This window comes from Staphylococcus sp. CoH_129_LAB_1 (assembly GCF_058191515.1).
The window spans coordinates 1-16,347 of record NZ_JBXWKZ010000042.1; the positions used below are offsets into that span (position 1 = coordinate 1).

Genomic DNA, 16,347 nt, shown 5'->3' on the forward strand with positions numbered 1-16,347 from the left:
GTATGACGAACTGCGATTAATTCATCATCTTCTTTAAAGCCAATCGCGATTTTACCATTTTTATTAATATGAGAGAAGTTACTTAATGCAGAACGTTTAACAATACCTTTTTTAGTAGCAAAGACTAAGAAACTGTTCTCATCTTCTAAATCTCTTACCGCAATCATTGTACTAATCACTTCATCATTTTCAAGTTCGATAGCATTAATGACTGGAATACCTTTTGATTGACGAGATAATTCAGGTACTTCGTATCCTTTTAGCTTATAAACTCGACCTTTATTCGTAAAGAATAAAACATTATCATGTGTACTTAACGTTACAAGTTGACTGACAAAGTCTTCTTCTAAGGTATTCATACCTTGTACACCTCGTCCACCTCTATTTTGTGAACGATAGGTAGATACAGGTAAGCGTTTAATATAGTTGTTATGACTTAAAGTGATAACGATTTGTTCTTCAGGAATTAAATCTTCATCTTCTAATTGGTCTAAACCGCCCAATTGAATTTCAGTACGACGTTCATCGCCGAAACGTTCTTTAATTTCAGTAAGCTCATCACGAACCAGTTGAAGTAATACATCTTCATTGGCTAAAATTTCTTCTAATTCTGAAATATAGCTTAATAATTCATTATACTCATTTTCAATTTTATCGCGTTCTAATCCAGTTAAACGACGTAAACGCATATCTAAAATAGCTTGAGCTTGACGTTCTGACAATTTAAATCGTTCTTGTAATGTTTCCATAGCTACTTTATCTGTGTCAGACTCACGAATAATAGAAATAATTTCATCAATGTGATCAAGCGCAATTCTTAAACCTTCTAAGATATGTGCACGATCTTTCGCTTTTTTCAAATTGTATTCTGTACGACGACGTACAACTGTTTTTTGATGTTCTAAATATTCAACAAGTGCTTCTTTTAAGTTAATTAATTTAGGACGACCATTTACAAGTGCAATCATATTTACACCAAATGATGTTTGTAATGGCGTGTGTTTATATAAATTATTTAAAATAACATTTGCATTGGCATCTTTACGTACATCAATCACAACTCTTACCCCTGTACGTAAACTTGTTTCGTCACGAAGATCTGTGATGCCTTCAATTCTTTTCTCACGTGCTAATTCTGCAATTTTCTCAATCATTCTTGCTTTATTCACTTGATATGGAATTTCAGTCACAACAATACGCTGACGGCCACCGCCACGTTCTTCTATCGACGCACGTGCACGCATTTGAATAGATCCACGACCTGTTTCATAAGCACGTCTGATACCACTTTTACCTAAAATTAAACCAGAAGTTGGAAAATCAGGACCTTGAATATCTTCCATTAATTCTGAAATTGTCACATCAGGATTTTGACTTAAACGTAATACCCCGTCAATCACTTCTGTTAGATTATGTGGTGGAATGTTTGTAGCCATACCAACTGCAATCCCTGAAGCACCATTAACTAAAAGGTTAGGAAAACGTGAAGGTAAGACTTCGGGCTCTCTTTCCGTACCATCATAGTTATCTAAGAAATCAATAGTATCCTTATTGATATCACGTAAAAGCTCTAATGTAATTTTGGTCATTTTTGCTTCGGTATAACGCATTGCCGCAGCACCGTCACCATCCATTGAACCAAAGTTACCTTGACCATCAACAAGAGGATAGCGATAGCTAAATGTTTGTGCCATTCTTACCATAGCGTCATAAATTGAAGAGTCACCGTGTGGATGATATTTCCCCATAACGTCCCCAACAATACGTGCTGATTTTTTATAAGGTTTGTCCGGAGTCATTCCTTGTTCATTTAGACCATATAAAATACGACGATGTACAGGTTTTAAACCATCACGTACATCTGGTAATGCACGCGAAACGATAACGCTCATCGCATAGTCTAAGAATGATTCGCGCATTTCGTTGGTTATATTTCTTTCATTAATTCTTGATTGTGGTAGAGAATCAGCCATCAAGATATCCTCCTTTTATAGTCAGTTCACATTAAGTCAGATTAGAAATCTAAATTAGCATAAACTGCATTATCTTCAATAAATTGTCTACGGTTTTCAACAATATCTCCCATTAACATTTCAAATGTTTGATCCGCTTCTACTGCATCTTCAAGTTTTACTTGTAGCATCATACGATTTTCAGGATTCATTGTTGTTTCCCATAATTGATCCGCATTCATTTCACCTAAACCTTTATAACGTGAAATTTGCCATTTCGGAGTAGGATTTAGCTCAGATTTCAATTTATCCAATTCACGATCGTTAAAGACGTAATATTTTTGTTTGCCTTGCGTTAATTTATATAATGGTGGTTGTGCAATATAGACATATCCAGCTTCAATCAATGGACGCATAAATCTGTAAAAGAATGTAAGCAATAACGTACGAATATGTGCCCCATCTACATCAGCATCTGTCATGATAACAATTTTATGGTAACGTGCTTTAGAAATATCAAACTCGCCACCAATACCTGTACCAAATGCTGTAATCATTTGCCGAATTTCATTGTTATTTAAAATACGATCTAAACGCGCTTTTTCAACATTTAATATTTTACCTCTTAAAGGTAAAATAGCTTGTGTTTTTGAGTCACGTCCTTCTTTTGTAGACCCCCCGGCAGAGTCACCCTCTACTAAGAAAATTTCACTTTCTTCAGGATTTTTACTTGAACAATCTGCCAGTTTACCAGGTAGACTTGAAATCTCTAACGCTGATTTACGACGTGTCACTTCACGTGCTTTTTTAGCAGCTACACGTGCTCTTGAAGCCATAATCCCTTTTTCAACAATAACTCTTGCTACACTTGGATTTTCATATAAAAATCGTTCAAAGTGTTCTGAGAATAATCGATCAACAATTTGACGGACTTCAGAGTTACCTAATTTTGTTTTCGTTTGACCTTCGAATTGTGGATCGCCATGTTTTATAGATACAACCGCTGTTAATCCTTCACGTGTATCTTCACCTGAAAGACGTTCCTTATCATCTTTAATAATTTTACTTTGGGTACCATAACTGTTTAAAACACGTGTAAGTGCACGTTTAAAGCCATCTTCATGTGTACCACCTTCATATGTGTGGATATTATTCGCATATGATAATAAGTTTGTAGCATATCCGCTATTATATTGCATGGCAATTTCTACTTCGATATCATCTTTTGTTTGATGGATATATATAGGATTTTCATGGATAGGATCTTTGTTTTCATTTAATAATTCAACGTAAGATTTAATACCGCCTTCATAGTGATATGTATCTTCACGCTGCTCATCGTCTTCGCGCTCATCTCTTAATGTAATAGAAATACCTTTATTTAAAAAAGCTAATTCTCTAATACGTTTTTGAAGTATCTCATAGTTATATACAGTAGTTTCAGTAAATATATCGCTATCTGCTTTAAAGCGAATGACTGTACCAGTTTTATTTGTGTTACCTACTTCTTTAAGATCAAATTGCGGCATACCTTTTTTGTATGCTTGATGATAAATTGTTTCATTGCGGTGTACATAAACTTCTAAATCTTGTGATAACGCATTTACTACAGAAGAACCTACGCCGTGTAGTCCACCAGATACTTTGTATCCGCCACCACCGAATTTACCTCCAGCATGAAGCACAGTAAGAATAACTTCTACTGCGGGACGCCCCATCTTTTCTTGGATATCGACAGGAATACCTCGTCCATTGTCAGTCACTTTAATCCAGTTGTCTTTCTCAATCACTACTTCAATTTGATTTGCATATCCAGCTAGAGCTTCGTCAATACTATTATCAACAATTTCCCATACTAGATGGTGCAATCCTCTTTCTGAAGTTGAACCAATATACATACCAGGGCGTTTACGAACCGCTTCAAGTCCTTCTAATACTTGTATTTGTCCAGCACCATAGTTATCTGTGTTGTTTACATCTGACAATGTATTCACCATCACTTTCTATTACTTAATAATTTCACCTTGATTAATTCGGTAAAGTTTCGCATTATTCATGATTTCATGATCAATACCGTCTACCGATGTGGTTGTTACAAATGTTTGTACTTTATGTTGAATTGTACTGAGTAAATGCGTCTGACGAGAATCATCAAGTTCACTTAAGACGTCATCTAATAACAAAATCGGATACTCTCCGACTTCAATGTTTATTAATTCTATTTCTGCTAATTTAATTGATAAAGCTGTTGTTCTCTGTTGACCTTGAGATCCATACGTTTGTGCATCCATGTCATTCACATTAAATCCTAAGTCATCTCTATGTGGGCCGTACAAGCATATTGCTCTATCCATTTCACGTTGTTGATGTTCATTCAATAACGTAATAACCTCATCTAATAATTCATTCTTATTTTTACTTGTATCACTAAGTTTAATGCTTGGTAAATATTCTAAAGATAATGTTTCGCGTTGATTAGTAATGCCAGCATGGATAGGTTGTGCTAAAGCCTCTAATTCTTCAATAAATTGCTCGCGTCTTAATGTGACATTAAGTGCATATTGTGCAAATTGTTGGTTTAAAACTTCTAGCATTGTTTTATCTGTTTTTTGACCAAATTGTAACTGCTTAAGATAATTATTTTTTTGTTTAAGAATACGTTGATATTGAGCTAAATCGTTGAGATATACTGCAGAAATTTGACCTAATTCCATATCTATAAATCGTCTTCTAATTTGAGGAGAGCCTTTAACAATATTTAAGTCTTCAGGCGCAAAAAGAACCACGTTTAGATGTCCAACATACTGTGTTAGTCGACTTTGTTCCAAGTGGTTCACTTTAACTTGTTTACCTTTTTTAGTTATATACATCGTTAATGGCATGGTTCCATGTCTATAACTTAGCTCACCCTCTATTTTAGCATACTCAGAGTTAAACCGTATAAGTTCCTTGTCATTCGAAGTTCGATGACTTTTAGCTAAAGCAAGCACGTAAATTGATTCAAGCAAATTTGTCTTTCCCTGAGCATTTTCTCCAATAAGAATATTCACTTCAGGATGACAATTTAGTGTAACCGCTTCATAGTTACGATAATTTTCTAGTTGGAGTGTTTTAAGCTTCATTGCTCACCTTGATGAATAATAATAAATGAATCAATGTCTGGAATATCAGGGAAGTCGATACGATCTTGGTCAGCTAGCTTTTTTCCACGACGTGTTTCACGTTCGCCATTTAATAAAACATCGTAATCTTGTAAGAACCATTTTGCTTGTCCGCCTGATTCAATGATGCCTTCTGTTTTAAGAAATTGACCTAACGTAATTTCGCCTTCAACTATTACTTCTTGAACCAAAATAATCACTCCATTTCTTTATATATCATTACTTTATTATACCTTTTTTAGGAATAAATTTCATTCAAAACGGAAAGTGAAACCGTTTACTTTTCGATAAATTTTTGCTATTTTAAATTGTTATATTAAAATTGAGAAATTTTTTAAAATTACACCAAAATAATAAGAGGCTATATTTCAATTTTTAATTTTAAGACCTATTTTAGCGACATATAATGATTTATAGATTAAACCTACGTTTTAATTAATTTAGCTTCAATATGGACCTTTGAGACAGCTTAAAATTGTTTTTAAAAATAAAAAAAGTAGAACATGAATTCAATAAGAACTCTGTCCTACTTCAAATTTTTGTTTAATATTTAATCACTAGTATGTTCTGATTGGTAAAATGAGTTGAGTAACTGAATCATCTTCTTTTGGTTTTAAGATAAATGGTTTCATCGTACCAAAGAATTCTACTTCAACTTCATCGTTGTCAATCGCTTTTAATGCATCCATCATATATTTTGAGTTGAATGAAATCTTTAGATTGCCACCTTCAACATCAGTTGCTGTAACTTCTTCTTTTACTGTACCAATTTCTGGTGATGTAGAAGATAATTCTACAACTTCATTTCCAGTACTTAGTTTAATAACGTTATTTCCACCTTCACGTGCAAGTAATGACGCACGATCTATTGCATGATAGAATTCTCCGTTATCTAATCCTAATTTGATTTCATAGTTTTCAGGGAAAAGACGTGTTGTATCAGGATAATGACCTTCTAACAAACGTGAAATAAAGTTCACGTTACCGACTTTAAACAATACTTGGTTAGATGCAAAGAAGATATCAATTTCTTCATCATTATCACTCATAATTTTATTTAATTCAGACAGAGCTTTACCTGGAATAATAACATTTTTATTCTCAGATACATCTTCAAGCTTTAATTTTCTTACAGCCAAGCGGTGTGAATCAGTAGCAGTGCATATTAATTCATTATCTTGTATAAGCCAGTTCACACCAGTTAATACTGGGCGTGTTTCTGAGGTGGACACCGCAAAGTTTGTTTGTGCAATAATATTTTTAAGCACTTTTACTGATAATTGAATTGCATCATCACGTGATACTTGTGGTAATAATGGATATTGTTCTGGATCTAAACCACTTAAATTAAATTCTGAATGCCCTGATGTGATAAGTGTTTGGAACTGTTCGTTGGTCGATAATTTAACATCTTTACCTGGTAATTTTTTAATGATGTCAACAAAGAAACGACCAGGAAGAACAACTGATCCAGTTTCAGTAATGTCAACAATATCTTCTCCGTCTACTTGTTTAGGAATCGTGATTTCAATTGAAATTTCTGAGTCAGAACCAGTTAAAATAACGTTATTATCTTTAGCATTAATCTTGATACCTGTTAAAATTGGTAAAGTTGTTCTTGGTGAGATTGCTTTTAACGTGTCATTCAATTGCGTAATAAAGTAATCTCTTTTTATTGTAAATTCCATTATTAATTTAAACTCCTTCCAGTCGTTTATATTTAAATTATATAGGTTTTAAAATCATAGTAATAGTAGTAGGGCTTGTGGATTAGTGGATATGTAAGGAAATCCCTTTGGTAGCAAAGTTATACACATGTGGATAAGTTGTTGATGGTGTGTATTACTTTTTAACATTATCCACAATTAAATATTATCTAAATGAGTTCCTTACTTATAAAATAATTAGAAAAACTCTCATTTCTGATGTTCAAGTTAATCATTTAATAACACTGTTATATAACAGATGTTTATTTCCTACTACTGTTTGCGTATTTCTTTTTCCAAATCTTCAACTTCTTGTTTGAAAATTGGATCTGATTTAATATCATTTGAAATTTTTTCGTGCGCGTGAATAACCGTAGTATGATCACGTCCTCCAAATTCCTCACCAATCTTAGGTAATGAAAAATCAGTCAATTCTCTAGATAGATACATTGCGATTTGTCGTGGATATGCAATCGACTTTGTTCTTTTTTTAGCACTAAAATCTTCAATGCGTACATTGTAATAATGTCCAACTACTTTTTGAATATCTTGAATCGAGATTTTTTTAGATTTAGGAACTTGAATAATATCTTTTAATGCTTCAGCAGCAAGTTCTGTCGTAATTGGCTTACCTTGTAATTTTGAATAAGCAAGTAAACGTGTTAAAGCTCCTTCAAGTTCACGAATATTTGATTGAATTTGATTTGCAATATAATTCAATGCTTCAGCTGGAATTTCTAAATTCTCTTCTTCGATTTTTTTCTGCAAAATTGCCATACGTGTTTCATAGTCTGGCGGTGTGATATCAACAATGAGACCCCATTCAAATCGAGAACGTAAGCGATCTTCAAGTTTTGATATTTCTTTAGGTGGACGATCACTTGAAATAACAATTTGCTTTTTATTTTGATGTAATTCATTAAATGTATGGAAAAATTCTTCTTGCGTTTGCTCTTTATTCTGAATGAATTGAATATCATCGATTAATAACACGTCGATATTTCTATATTTTTCTCTAAATGCTTCAGGTTCATTATTACGAATTGATTTAATAAAATCATTTGTAAATTTTTCACTTGAAGTGTAAAGCACTTTAGCATTCGGTTTATTACTTAAGACGTGATGACCAATCGCATGCATTAAATGTGTTTTTCCTAATCCTACGCCTCCATAAATAAATAATGGATTGTATGCTTGTGCAGGTGCTTCAGCTACTGCTAGACTTGCTGCGTGCGGGAAGCGGTTACCAGGTCCAATCACAAACGTATCAAACGTATTATGAGTATTAAATTGATCGATATCATCATGACTATCCTCAATGGCAGGTGCTTTTTTTGCAGTATTTGACTGTTTACGACTCGTTTCATCCAGTTCAGCGAGTTGTTCAGCAGTGAAAAACTTCGGATCAACGTCATAACCAATGATGTCTTTCATAATTGTTTGAATTACATCTTTATAATTTGAGTTTAACCAATCAGCATAAAACTCATGAATAACAAAGATGTAAGCAACATTGTCACGAATTTCTTTGAGTTCAGTGTCTTTTAAAAACGTATTAAACGTTGTTTTAGAAATCTCTGACTCAGCTACTTCTAATACCTTTTTCCAAATTTCTTGTTCCGACATATATAAACTCCATCTTTCTATAAATTTAAGACTTATACACAATTATTATAAGAGTGGATAAAAATAATCACAGCATGTTAATAATTATCCACAAGTTAATAACATTCGGTGGATAACTTTATATATGCTATGATTTATACACAGTAAAAACACTTATAGGATTTATAAGAAAAACCTATAAGATAAATGATTCAGACGACTTATCCACATAATTATACTTTTTAACTACAATAGATGTCAAATGGCTGTGAATATGTTTGTAATTTTGGTATAAATCTGTGAATATATTATTGATTATCCACAAAAAATTAAATACTATATGTGAATAAGTGGATAAAAAACAGTAACATTATTTAATGTACTATAACAGGTCTTGGGAAATAATTTATAAACGTGTATTAAATATGTATAAAATTGAACAACTTCAAAATTTCTAATATGTATAAATATTAAAAACAATTAAGAAATAAGGATAATTTATTTTTTTAAATCATTAATTGGTTTCAAAAGCTGCTTGCTTTATAAATGGTAATTTGTTATATTGTAGTAGTTGCTTGAATTATGACTAGATAAAATCGAATTGAATCAAAATAATTTGATGTTAAAAATTATAATTTATCTATTAAAGTAGTCAGGTTCATTAAAAGTAGACTTAGTGAACGAGATATAACATGTAGATGGAGGTGTTTTGCATGGTAAAACGTACTTATCAACCAAATAAACGTAAACATAGTAAAGTTCATGGTTTCAGAAAACGCATGAGCACTAAAAATGGCCGTAAAGTTTTAGCGCGCCGTCGTCGTAAAGGCCGTAAAGTTTTATCAGCATAAGATCACTGACTTCTCAGTGGTCTTTTTTTTCGTTTTAAACAAACACATTTTAATAGATAGTTGTAACATAAAGAACAATGTAAGCGAGTGAATTAAGCATGGAGAAAGCTTATCGTATAAAAAAGAATAATGATTTCCAAAAAATCTATAAAAAAGGGAAGTCAGTAGCAAATAGACAATTTGTTGTTTATACATTAAAAAATGAGTATGAACATTTTCGTTTAGGCATTAGCGTTTCTAAAAAAATTGGAAATGCTGTAACTAGAAATCGTATTAAGCGTGCCATTAGAGAAAACTTTAAAGTGCATAAGCTAGATATTATTTCTAAAGATATTATTGTAATAGCAAGACAACCAGCTAAAGACATGTCGACTTTAGAGATTCAAAGCAGTTTAGAACATGTACTAAAAATAGCAAAGGTATTTAATAAAAAAATTAAGTAACTTAATACTAACGTCAGTCTTACGTTAGACAAACCGAAGTCTAACTCAATGGTTTTCAAACAATATGTTCGCAATTTAATTAGAAACTTATTACAATATTATATTGAAATTTTACTTAACTAGGGAGGCGAGAATGGATAATGGATTTTGATACAATTACAAGTATTTCAACTCCAATGGGAGAAGGTGCAATTGGTATTGTACGGTTATCTGGTCCAGAAGCGGTTGAAATAGGAGATAAGTTATATAAAGGAAAGAAAAAATTAAAAGACGTTGCTTCACATACTATTAATTACGGCCATATTATAGATCCTGAAACACAGGAAGTTGTCGAAGAGGTTATGATTTCAGTTTTACGTGCGCCTAAGACATTTACACGTGAAGATATTATTGAAATTAATTGCCATGGCGGTATTTTGACAATTAATCGTATATTAGAACTTACAATGACACATGGTGCTAGAATGGCAGAACCTGGAGAATATACTAAACGTGCATTTTTAAATGGCCGAATTGACTTATCTCAAGCAGAGGCTGTAATGGACTTCATTCGTTCTAAAACGGATAGAGCCTCTAAAGTTGCAATGAATCAAATTGAAGGTCGTTTGAGTGATTTAATTAAACGACAACGTCAATCGATATTGGAAATTCTTGCCCAAGTTGAAGTGAATATTGATTATCCTGAGTACGATGATGTTGAAGATGCAACAACGGAATTTTTACTCGCACAATCTAAAAAAATTAAAAATGAAATTGATCAATTATTAGAAACAGGTACTCAAGGTAAGATTATGAGAGAAGGATTATCTACAGTTATTGTTGGTAAACCGAATGTTGGTAAATCTTCGATGCTAAATAATCTTATTCAAGATAATAAAGCGATTGTAACTGAAGTAGCTGGAACGACTCGAGATGTATTAGAAGAATACGTTAACGTACGTGGTGTGCCATTAAGACTTGTTGATACAGCAGGTATTCGTGATACAGAAGATATTGTAGAAAAAATAGGTGTAGAGCGCTCCCGTAAAGCATTAAGCGAAGCGGACTTAATACTTTTCGTGTTAAATAACAATGAGCCTTTAACTGAAGAAGATCGTACGTTATATGAAGTAATAAAAAATGAAGATGCGATTGTTATTGTTAATAAAACAGATTTAGAACGTCGATTAGATATTGAAGAAGTTAAAAATATGATAGGGGATATGCCACTTATTCAAACGTCAATGTTAAAACAAGAAGGTATCGACGAATTAGAATTACAAATAAGAGATCTATTCTTTGGTGGAGAAGTACAAAATCAAGATATGACTTATGTTTCAAACTCTAGACATATCTCACTTTTAAAACAAGCAAGACATACAATTCAGGATGCCATTGATGCAGCTGAATCTGGTATTCCTATGGATATGGTTCAAATTGATTTAACTCGCACATGGGAATTATTAGGAGAAATTATTGGAGAATCAGCAAGTGATGAATTAATTAACCAGCTATTTAGTCAATTCTGTTTAGGAAAATAATAAAAATAAGACGGTCAGTAGTCTAAAATAAATAATAATTAAGGAAAATTAGGGAGGTCAATTCAATGGTTCAAGAATATGACGTAATTGTTATTGGTGCTGGTCATGCTGGAATTGAAGCAGGATTAGCTTCAGCAAGACGTGGTGCTAAAACTTTAATGTTAACCATTAATTTAGATAATATTGCTTTTATGCCGTGTAATCCATCAGTCGGTGGACCAGCAAAAGGAATAGTTGTACGTGAAATCGACGCATTAGGTGGCCAAATGGCTAAAGCAATTGATAAAACGCACATTCAGATGCGTATGCTTAATACTGGTAAAGGTCCAGCAGTTCGTGCATTGCGTGCTCAAGCTGATAAAGTGCTTTATCAACAAGAAATGAAACGTGTTATTGAAGATGAAGATAACTTAGATATTATGCAAGGCATGGTAGACGAATTGATGATTGAAAATAATGAAGTTAAAGGTGTACGTACGAATATAGGTACGGAGTATCATGCAAAAGCTGTAGTTATCACAACAGGTACATTTTTACGTGGCGAAATTATTTTAGGTAATATGAAATATTCAAGTGGTCCCAACCATCAGCTTCCATCTATTTCATTAGCGGATAATTTAAGAGAACTTGGATTTGAAGTCGTGCGTTTTAAAACTGGGACACCACCACGCGTGAATTCTAAAACAATTGACTATTCTAAAACTGAGATTCAACCTGGCGATGAAGTGGGGCGTGCGTTTAGCTTTGAAACTACAGAATATATATTAGATCAACTACCTTGTTGGCTAACATATACTAATGATCGTACACATAAAGTGATTGATGATAATTTACATTTATCAGCGATGTATTCAGGTATGATTAAAGGTACAGGCCCACGTTATTGCCCATCTATTGAAGATAAATTCGTACGTTTTAATGACAAACCACGTCATCAACTTTTCTTAGAACCAGAAGGGCGTAATACAAATGAAGTTTATGTTCAAGGTTTATCAACTAGCCTTCCTGAACATGTTCAACGTCAGATGTTAGCTACTATTCCAGGTCTTGAAAAAGCAGATATGATGCGTGCAGGTTACGCGATTGAATACGATGCGATTGTGCCAACCCAACTATGGCCAACATTAGAAACAAAAATGATTAAGAACTTATATACTGCAGGTCAAATTAACGGTACTTCTGGTTATGAAGAAGCAGCAGGCCAAGGAATTATGGCAGGTATTAACGCTGCAGGTAAAGTATTAGGTACAGGTGAAAAAATTCTAAGTCGTTCAGATGCTTATATTGGCGTCTTAATTGATGATTTAGTAACAAAAGGAACTAATGAACCTTATCGATTGCTTACTTCTCGTGCTGAATATCGCTTATTATTACGTCATGATAATGCTGACTTACGTTTAACTGACATAGGTTATGACTTAGGCATGATTTCAGATGAACGTTATGCGCGTTTTAATGACAAACGTCAACAAATTCAAGATGAAATTGAACGTTTATCAAATATTCGTATTAAACCAAATGAATATACTCAATCGGTGATTGAAGCTCACGGCGGTTCTCGCCTAAAAGATGGTATTTTAGCCATTGATTTATTACGTCGTCCTGAAATGACATATGACACAATTTTAGATATATTAGAAGAATCACATCAATTACCAGAAGCGGTAGAAGAACAGGTTGAAATTCAAACGAAATATGAAGGTTATATCAATAAATCATTACAACAAGTTGAAAAAGTTAAACGTATGGAAGAAAAGAAAATTCCAGAAGACTTAGATTATAGCAAAGTGGATAGTTTAGCAACTGAAGCACGTGAAAAATTATCAGAAGTAAAACCATTAAATATTGCGCAAGCATCACGTATTTCAGGTGTTAATCCAGCAGATATTTCAATCTTACTTGTATATTTAGAACAAGGTAAATTACAAAGGGTGAAAAATTAATGAGTGGCATCGAATGGTTAACAAAAGAGTTAAGTAAACAAGGTATTGAATTAACAGATCAACAACAACAACAATTTCAAACTTATTATCGTTTGCTTGTTGAATGGAATGAAAAAATGAATTTAACAAGTATTACTGACGAGCATGAGGTTTACTTGAAACATTTCTATGACTCTATTACAGCAGGATTTTACTATGATTTTAACCAGCCATTAACACTTTGTGATGTAGGGGCTGGCGCTGGATTTCCAAGTATTCCTTTAAAAATTGTTTTTCCAGAATTGAAAGTAACCATTGTCGATTCATTAAATAAACGTATTCAGTTTTTAAATCATTTAGCAGCTGAGCTCGAACTAACGCAAGTGAGTTTTATTCATGAGCGAGCAGAAACATTTGGTAAAGGCGTTAATAGAGAAACGTATGATGTAGTAACAGCGCGTGCAGTGGCAAGACTTACTGTTCTAAGTGAGCTGTGTTTGCCACTAGTAAAAAAAGGCGGACAATTTATTGCCTTGAAATCTGCAAAAGGTGAAGAAGAATTAGCAGAAGCACAATTTGGTATACGTATTTTAGGTGGAGAATTTAGTGATTCTTATATATTTGATTTACCAGAAGATGCAGGTGAAAGACAAATGATTATTGTTGATAAGCGTCGTCAAACACCTAAAAAATATCCTAGAAAACCTGGTACACCTAATAAAGCTCCTTTATTAGAAAATTAATCAATTTTTTAGTTACTCATGTTAAAATTGATTTTAAGAGGAGTGAATGGACTATGAAAAAACCTTTTTCTAAACTGTTTGGTTTAAAAAACAAAGAAGACATTGTTGATTATATTGAAGAAAATCGTCATTCAAATGTTGAATCCATTCAAATAGAGCGTATCGTGCCTAACCGTTATCAACCGCGCCAAGTGTTTGATTCAAGTAAAATTACAGAACTTGCCGAGTCTATAGAAGAACATGGGTTATTACAACCCATTGTCGTTCGACCTATAGAAGAGAATATGTATGAAATTATTGCAGGTGAACGACGATTTAGAGCATTACAATCGTTGCACAAAGCAAAAGCAGATGTCATTATTCGTCATATGAATGATGAGGAAACTGCTGTGGTGGCACTCATTGAGAATATCCAACGTGAAAATTTATCTGCAATAGAAGAAGCGGAAGCTTATAAAAAGTTACTTGAAATTGGACATACAACTCAAAGTGAGCTAGCGCAAAGTCTTGGAAAAAGTCAAAGTTTTATTGCTAATAAATTACGCTTACTAAAATTAGCGCCAAAAGTAATTGTACGGTTACGTGAAGGTAAAATTACAGAGCGTCATGCACGTGCAGTATTATCACTAAAAGAAGCGGATCAAGAACAGTTGATTGAAAAAGTCATTGCTCAGAAATTGAATGTCAAGCAGACAGAGGCTCATGTGAAACAAAAATTAGGTCCTGAAAAAGTAAAAGCAAAAAACTTTCAATTTGCAAAAGATTTAACACAAGCACGTGATGAAGTTGGAAAGAGTATTCAAGCAATCGAAGACTCAGGTATTCATGTTGAGCATAGAGATAAAGATCACGATGATTATTATGAAATTAAAATAAAAATATATAAACGTTAATTATAAAAGAACAGGTAGAATGAATGATGCATTCAATATCCTGTTCTTTTTTTATCAATGATTTGAAAATAATTGATATTTTATTCCATATTTACATATTTTGAGAATAGATTTACAATATTATTAAACGAAACGTATCGTTTAATAATTAAAATAAGAAGGGTTTCAAGTGTTCGGAATATCAATTTCAAGTGCGATACTTCATTTTGTGATTGGAGGCATCGCTGTTGCCTTCGCATCGATTATGGCCGAGAAAGTAGGAGGAAAAATGGGGGGCATTATAGCGACTATGCCGGCAGTCTACTTAGCAGCCATTATTGCTTTAGCAATAGATCATCGAGGAGAACAGCTGATTCAAATGTCGATACATCTTAGTTCAGGAGCTGTTATAGGTATTATCTCCTGTATCATTACAGTATTTATTACGTCGATTTATATAAGTAAACGAGACTATAAAAAGGGTACAGCTTTTGCATTTATTTGTTGGTTAATCATTTCAATTGCTATTTTTGCAGTACGACATATTTCATAATATTTGGAGGCTTTTTTAATGAAATTAACTTTTATTAAATTTTTCGTTGGTGGTCTAGCTGTTATGTTAAGTTATATTATTTCAGTTATTCTACCTTGGAAAGAATTAGGAGGCGTTTTTGCAACATTACCTGCTGTATTTCTTGTTTCTTTATTTATTACAGGTATGCAACACGGAGATGTGGTTGCGAAACATGTAAGTAGAGGTGCAGTTTTTGGCATGACAGGAGTACTATGTAGTATCTTGGCAACATGGTCAATGTTATATTATACACATGAGTGGTTACTTAGTATTTTTATAGGCTTTATTGTATGGTTTATTAGTGCAGTAATCATTTTTGAAATTGTAGAATTTATTTCACGTTTAAGAAGGGGAAAAGATGGCTGGAAGACCGAAAGATCCAACAATCAATGAAAAAATATTTAAAGAAATTGATCGGTTATTAGAAACAACATACTTTAGAGATATTACGATAGACCAACTTTCAGATAATACGGGTGTATCTAAAGCAACAATTTATAGACGTTGGAAAGATAAATCATCTATTATTGTTGATATGTTTGTAAGTCGAGTTCAAGTTTTTGAAAATGATTATCAAAATTTGCACGATGAATTGTATCATTTTTTAATAAGAATTATGAATATTTATCAATCTCATTTAGGTCGTGCAGTGATTGAGATATTAATTAGTCATCAACAATCAGAAGCACGTGATATATTTATGAAAGGCTATTTTGATAGCAATCGTAAAATATTAAAGACTATTATTTCTAAATATATTGACGAAGCGGACCAAGATTTATTTATTGATTTAATTTTTTCACCGATTTATTTCAATATATTGATTAAACCTAACGTTCTTAATGAAACGTATATTAAAAAATTATTAAAAGTAATTTTAGATGCATATGATGTCGAATGAATAAAAAAGGAAGCTCAATTCGGCACTGAACCCTTAAAATGGGAACTTAATAAAAACACTATGTTCTAGGCTGCTAATTCTCTGTATTTTACAGGGG

The 16,347-nt window shown here is 32.8% G+C and carries 15 protein-coding genes; 9 read left to right on the top strand and 6 right to left on the bottom strand.

The features are described from left to right. The 6 genes from gyrA to dnaA all read right to left on the bottom strand — a co-directional run. A partial coding sequence (gyrA, locus tag AC2FB1_RS10340) for a DNA gyrase subunit A (RefSeq protein WP_490675160.1) occupies positions 1-1,973 on the bottom strand: 1,973 nt, incomplete at its 3' end. A 41-nt stretch (positions 1,974-2,014) separates the two neighbouring features. Further along, positions 2,015-3,949 (bottom strand): DNA topoisomerase (ATP-hydrolyzing) subunit B, encoded by a 1,935-nt coding sequence (gene gyrB, locus AC2FB1_RS10345; RefSeq protein ID WP_490675161.1) that lies wholly within the window; start codon positions 3,947-3,949, stop codon positions 2,015-2,017. Positions 3,950-3,958: 9 nt separating this feature from the next. Further along, the gene (gene recF / locus AC2FB1_RS10350; protein WP_490675162.1) at positions 3,959-5,074 is read right to left on the bottom strand and encodes a DNA replication/repair protein RecF; all 1,116 of its coding nucleotides are present in this window, start codon (positions 5,072-5,074) and stop codon (positions 3,959-3,961) included. Next, a complete protein-coding gene (gene yaaA / locus AC2FB1_RS10355; RefSeq protein WP_170999996.1) occupies positions 5,071-5,313 on the bottom strand; it encodes a S4 domain-containing protein YaaA in 243 nt (80 codons plus the stop codon). Before yaaA ends, recF begins: the two co-directional genes overlap by 4 nt. A 357-nt stretch (positions 5,314-5,670) precedes the next feature. Continuing rightward, entirely contained in the window at positions 5,671-6,804 is a 1,134-nt protein-coding gene (gene dnaN, locus AC2FB1_RS10360) for a DNA polymerase III subunit beta (protein WP_490675174.1), read from the bottom strand. 288 nt (positions 6,805-7,092) lie between these two features. Further along, entirely contained in the window at positions 7,093-8,445 is a 1,353-nt protein-coding gene (gene dnaA, locus AC2FB1_RS10365; protein WP_490675163.1) for a chromosomal replication initiator protein DnaA, read from the bottom strand. Positions 8,446-9,137: 692 nt separating this feature from the next. On the opposite strand from dnaA, the gene rpmH reads away from it, so the two are divergent. The 9 genes from rpmH to AC2FB1_RS10410 all read left to right on the top strand — a co-directional run bounded on the left by rpmH (position 9,138) and on the right by AC2FB1_RS10410 (position 16,250). After that, the gene (rpmH, locus tag AC2FB1_RS10370; RefSeq protein ID WP_000240855.1) at positions 9,138-9,275 is read left to right on the top strand and encodes a 50S ribosomal protein L34; all 138 of its coding nucleotides are present in this window, start codon (positions 9,138-9,140) and stop codon (positions 9,273-9,275) included. Positions 9,276-9,373: 98 nt separating this feature from the next. Continuing rightward, entirely contained in the window at positions 9,374-9,718 is a 345-nt protein-coding gene (gene rnpA / locus AC2FB1_RS10375; protein ID WP_490675164.1) for a ribonuclease P protein component, read from the top strand. Positions 9,719-9,858: 140 nt separating this feature from the next. Then, positions 9,859-11,238, top strand: coding sequence for a tRNA uridine-5-carboxymethylaminomethyl(34) synthesis GTPase MnmE (mnmE, locus tag AC2FB1_RS10380; RefSeq protein WP_490675165.1), 1,380 nt, complete (start codon positions 9,859-9,861; stop codon positions 11,236-11,238). Positions 11,239-11,303: 65 nt separating this feature from the next. After that, positions 11,304-13,181, top strand: a complete 1,878-nt coding sequence (mnmG, locus tag AC2FB1_RS10385; protein ID WP_490675166.1) for a tRNA uridine-5-carboxymethylaminomethyl(34) synthesis enzyme MnmG — start codon at positions 11,304-11,306, stop codon at positions 13,179-13,181. After that, on the top strand, positions 13,181-13,903 hold the full coding sequence (gene rsmG, locus AC2FB1_RS10390; protein WP_490675168.1) for a 16S rRNA (guanine(527)-N(7))-methyltransferase RsmG: 723 nt from the start codon (positions 13,181-13,183) through the stop codon (positions 13,901-13,903). Before mnmG ends, rsmG begins: the two co-directional genes overlap by 1 nt. Before the next feature lie 53 nt (positions 13,904-13,956). Beyond that, positions 13,957-14,796 (top strand): nucleoid occlusion protein, encoded by an 840-nt coding sequence (gene noc / locus AC2FB1_RS10395; RefSeq protein ID WP_490675169.1) that lies wholly within the window; start codon positions 13,957-13,959, stop codon positions 14,794-14,796. Positions 14,797-14,965: 169 nt separating this feature from the next. Continuing rightward, positions 14,966-15,328 (top strand): DUF3147 family protein, encoded by a 363-nt coding sequence (locus tag AC2FB1_RS10400; RefSeq protein ID WP_490675170.1) that lies wholly within the window; start codon positions 14,966-14,968, stop codon positions 15,326-15,328. Between the two features lie 18 nt (positions 15,329-15,346). Continuing rightward, a complete protein-coding gene (locus tag AC2FB1_RS10405; RefSeq protein ID WP_490675171.1) occupies positions 15,347-15,742 on the top strand; it encodes a DUF3147 family protein in 396 nt (131 codons plus the stop codon). Then, a complete protein-coding gene (locus AC2FB1_RS10410) occupies positions 15,708-16,250 on the top strand; it encodes a TetR/AcrR family transcriptional regulator (RefSeq protein WP_490675172.1) in 543 nt (180 codons plus the stop codon). Before AC2FB1_RS10405 ends, AC2FB1_RS10410 begins: the two co-directional genes overlap by 35 nt. Positions 16,251-16,347 lie beyond the last annotated feature (97 nt).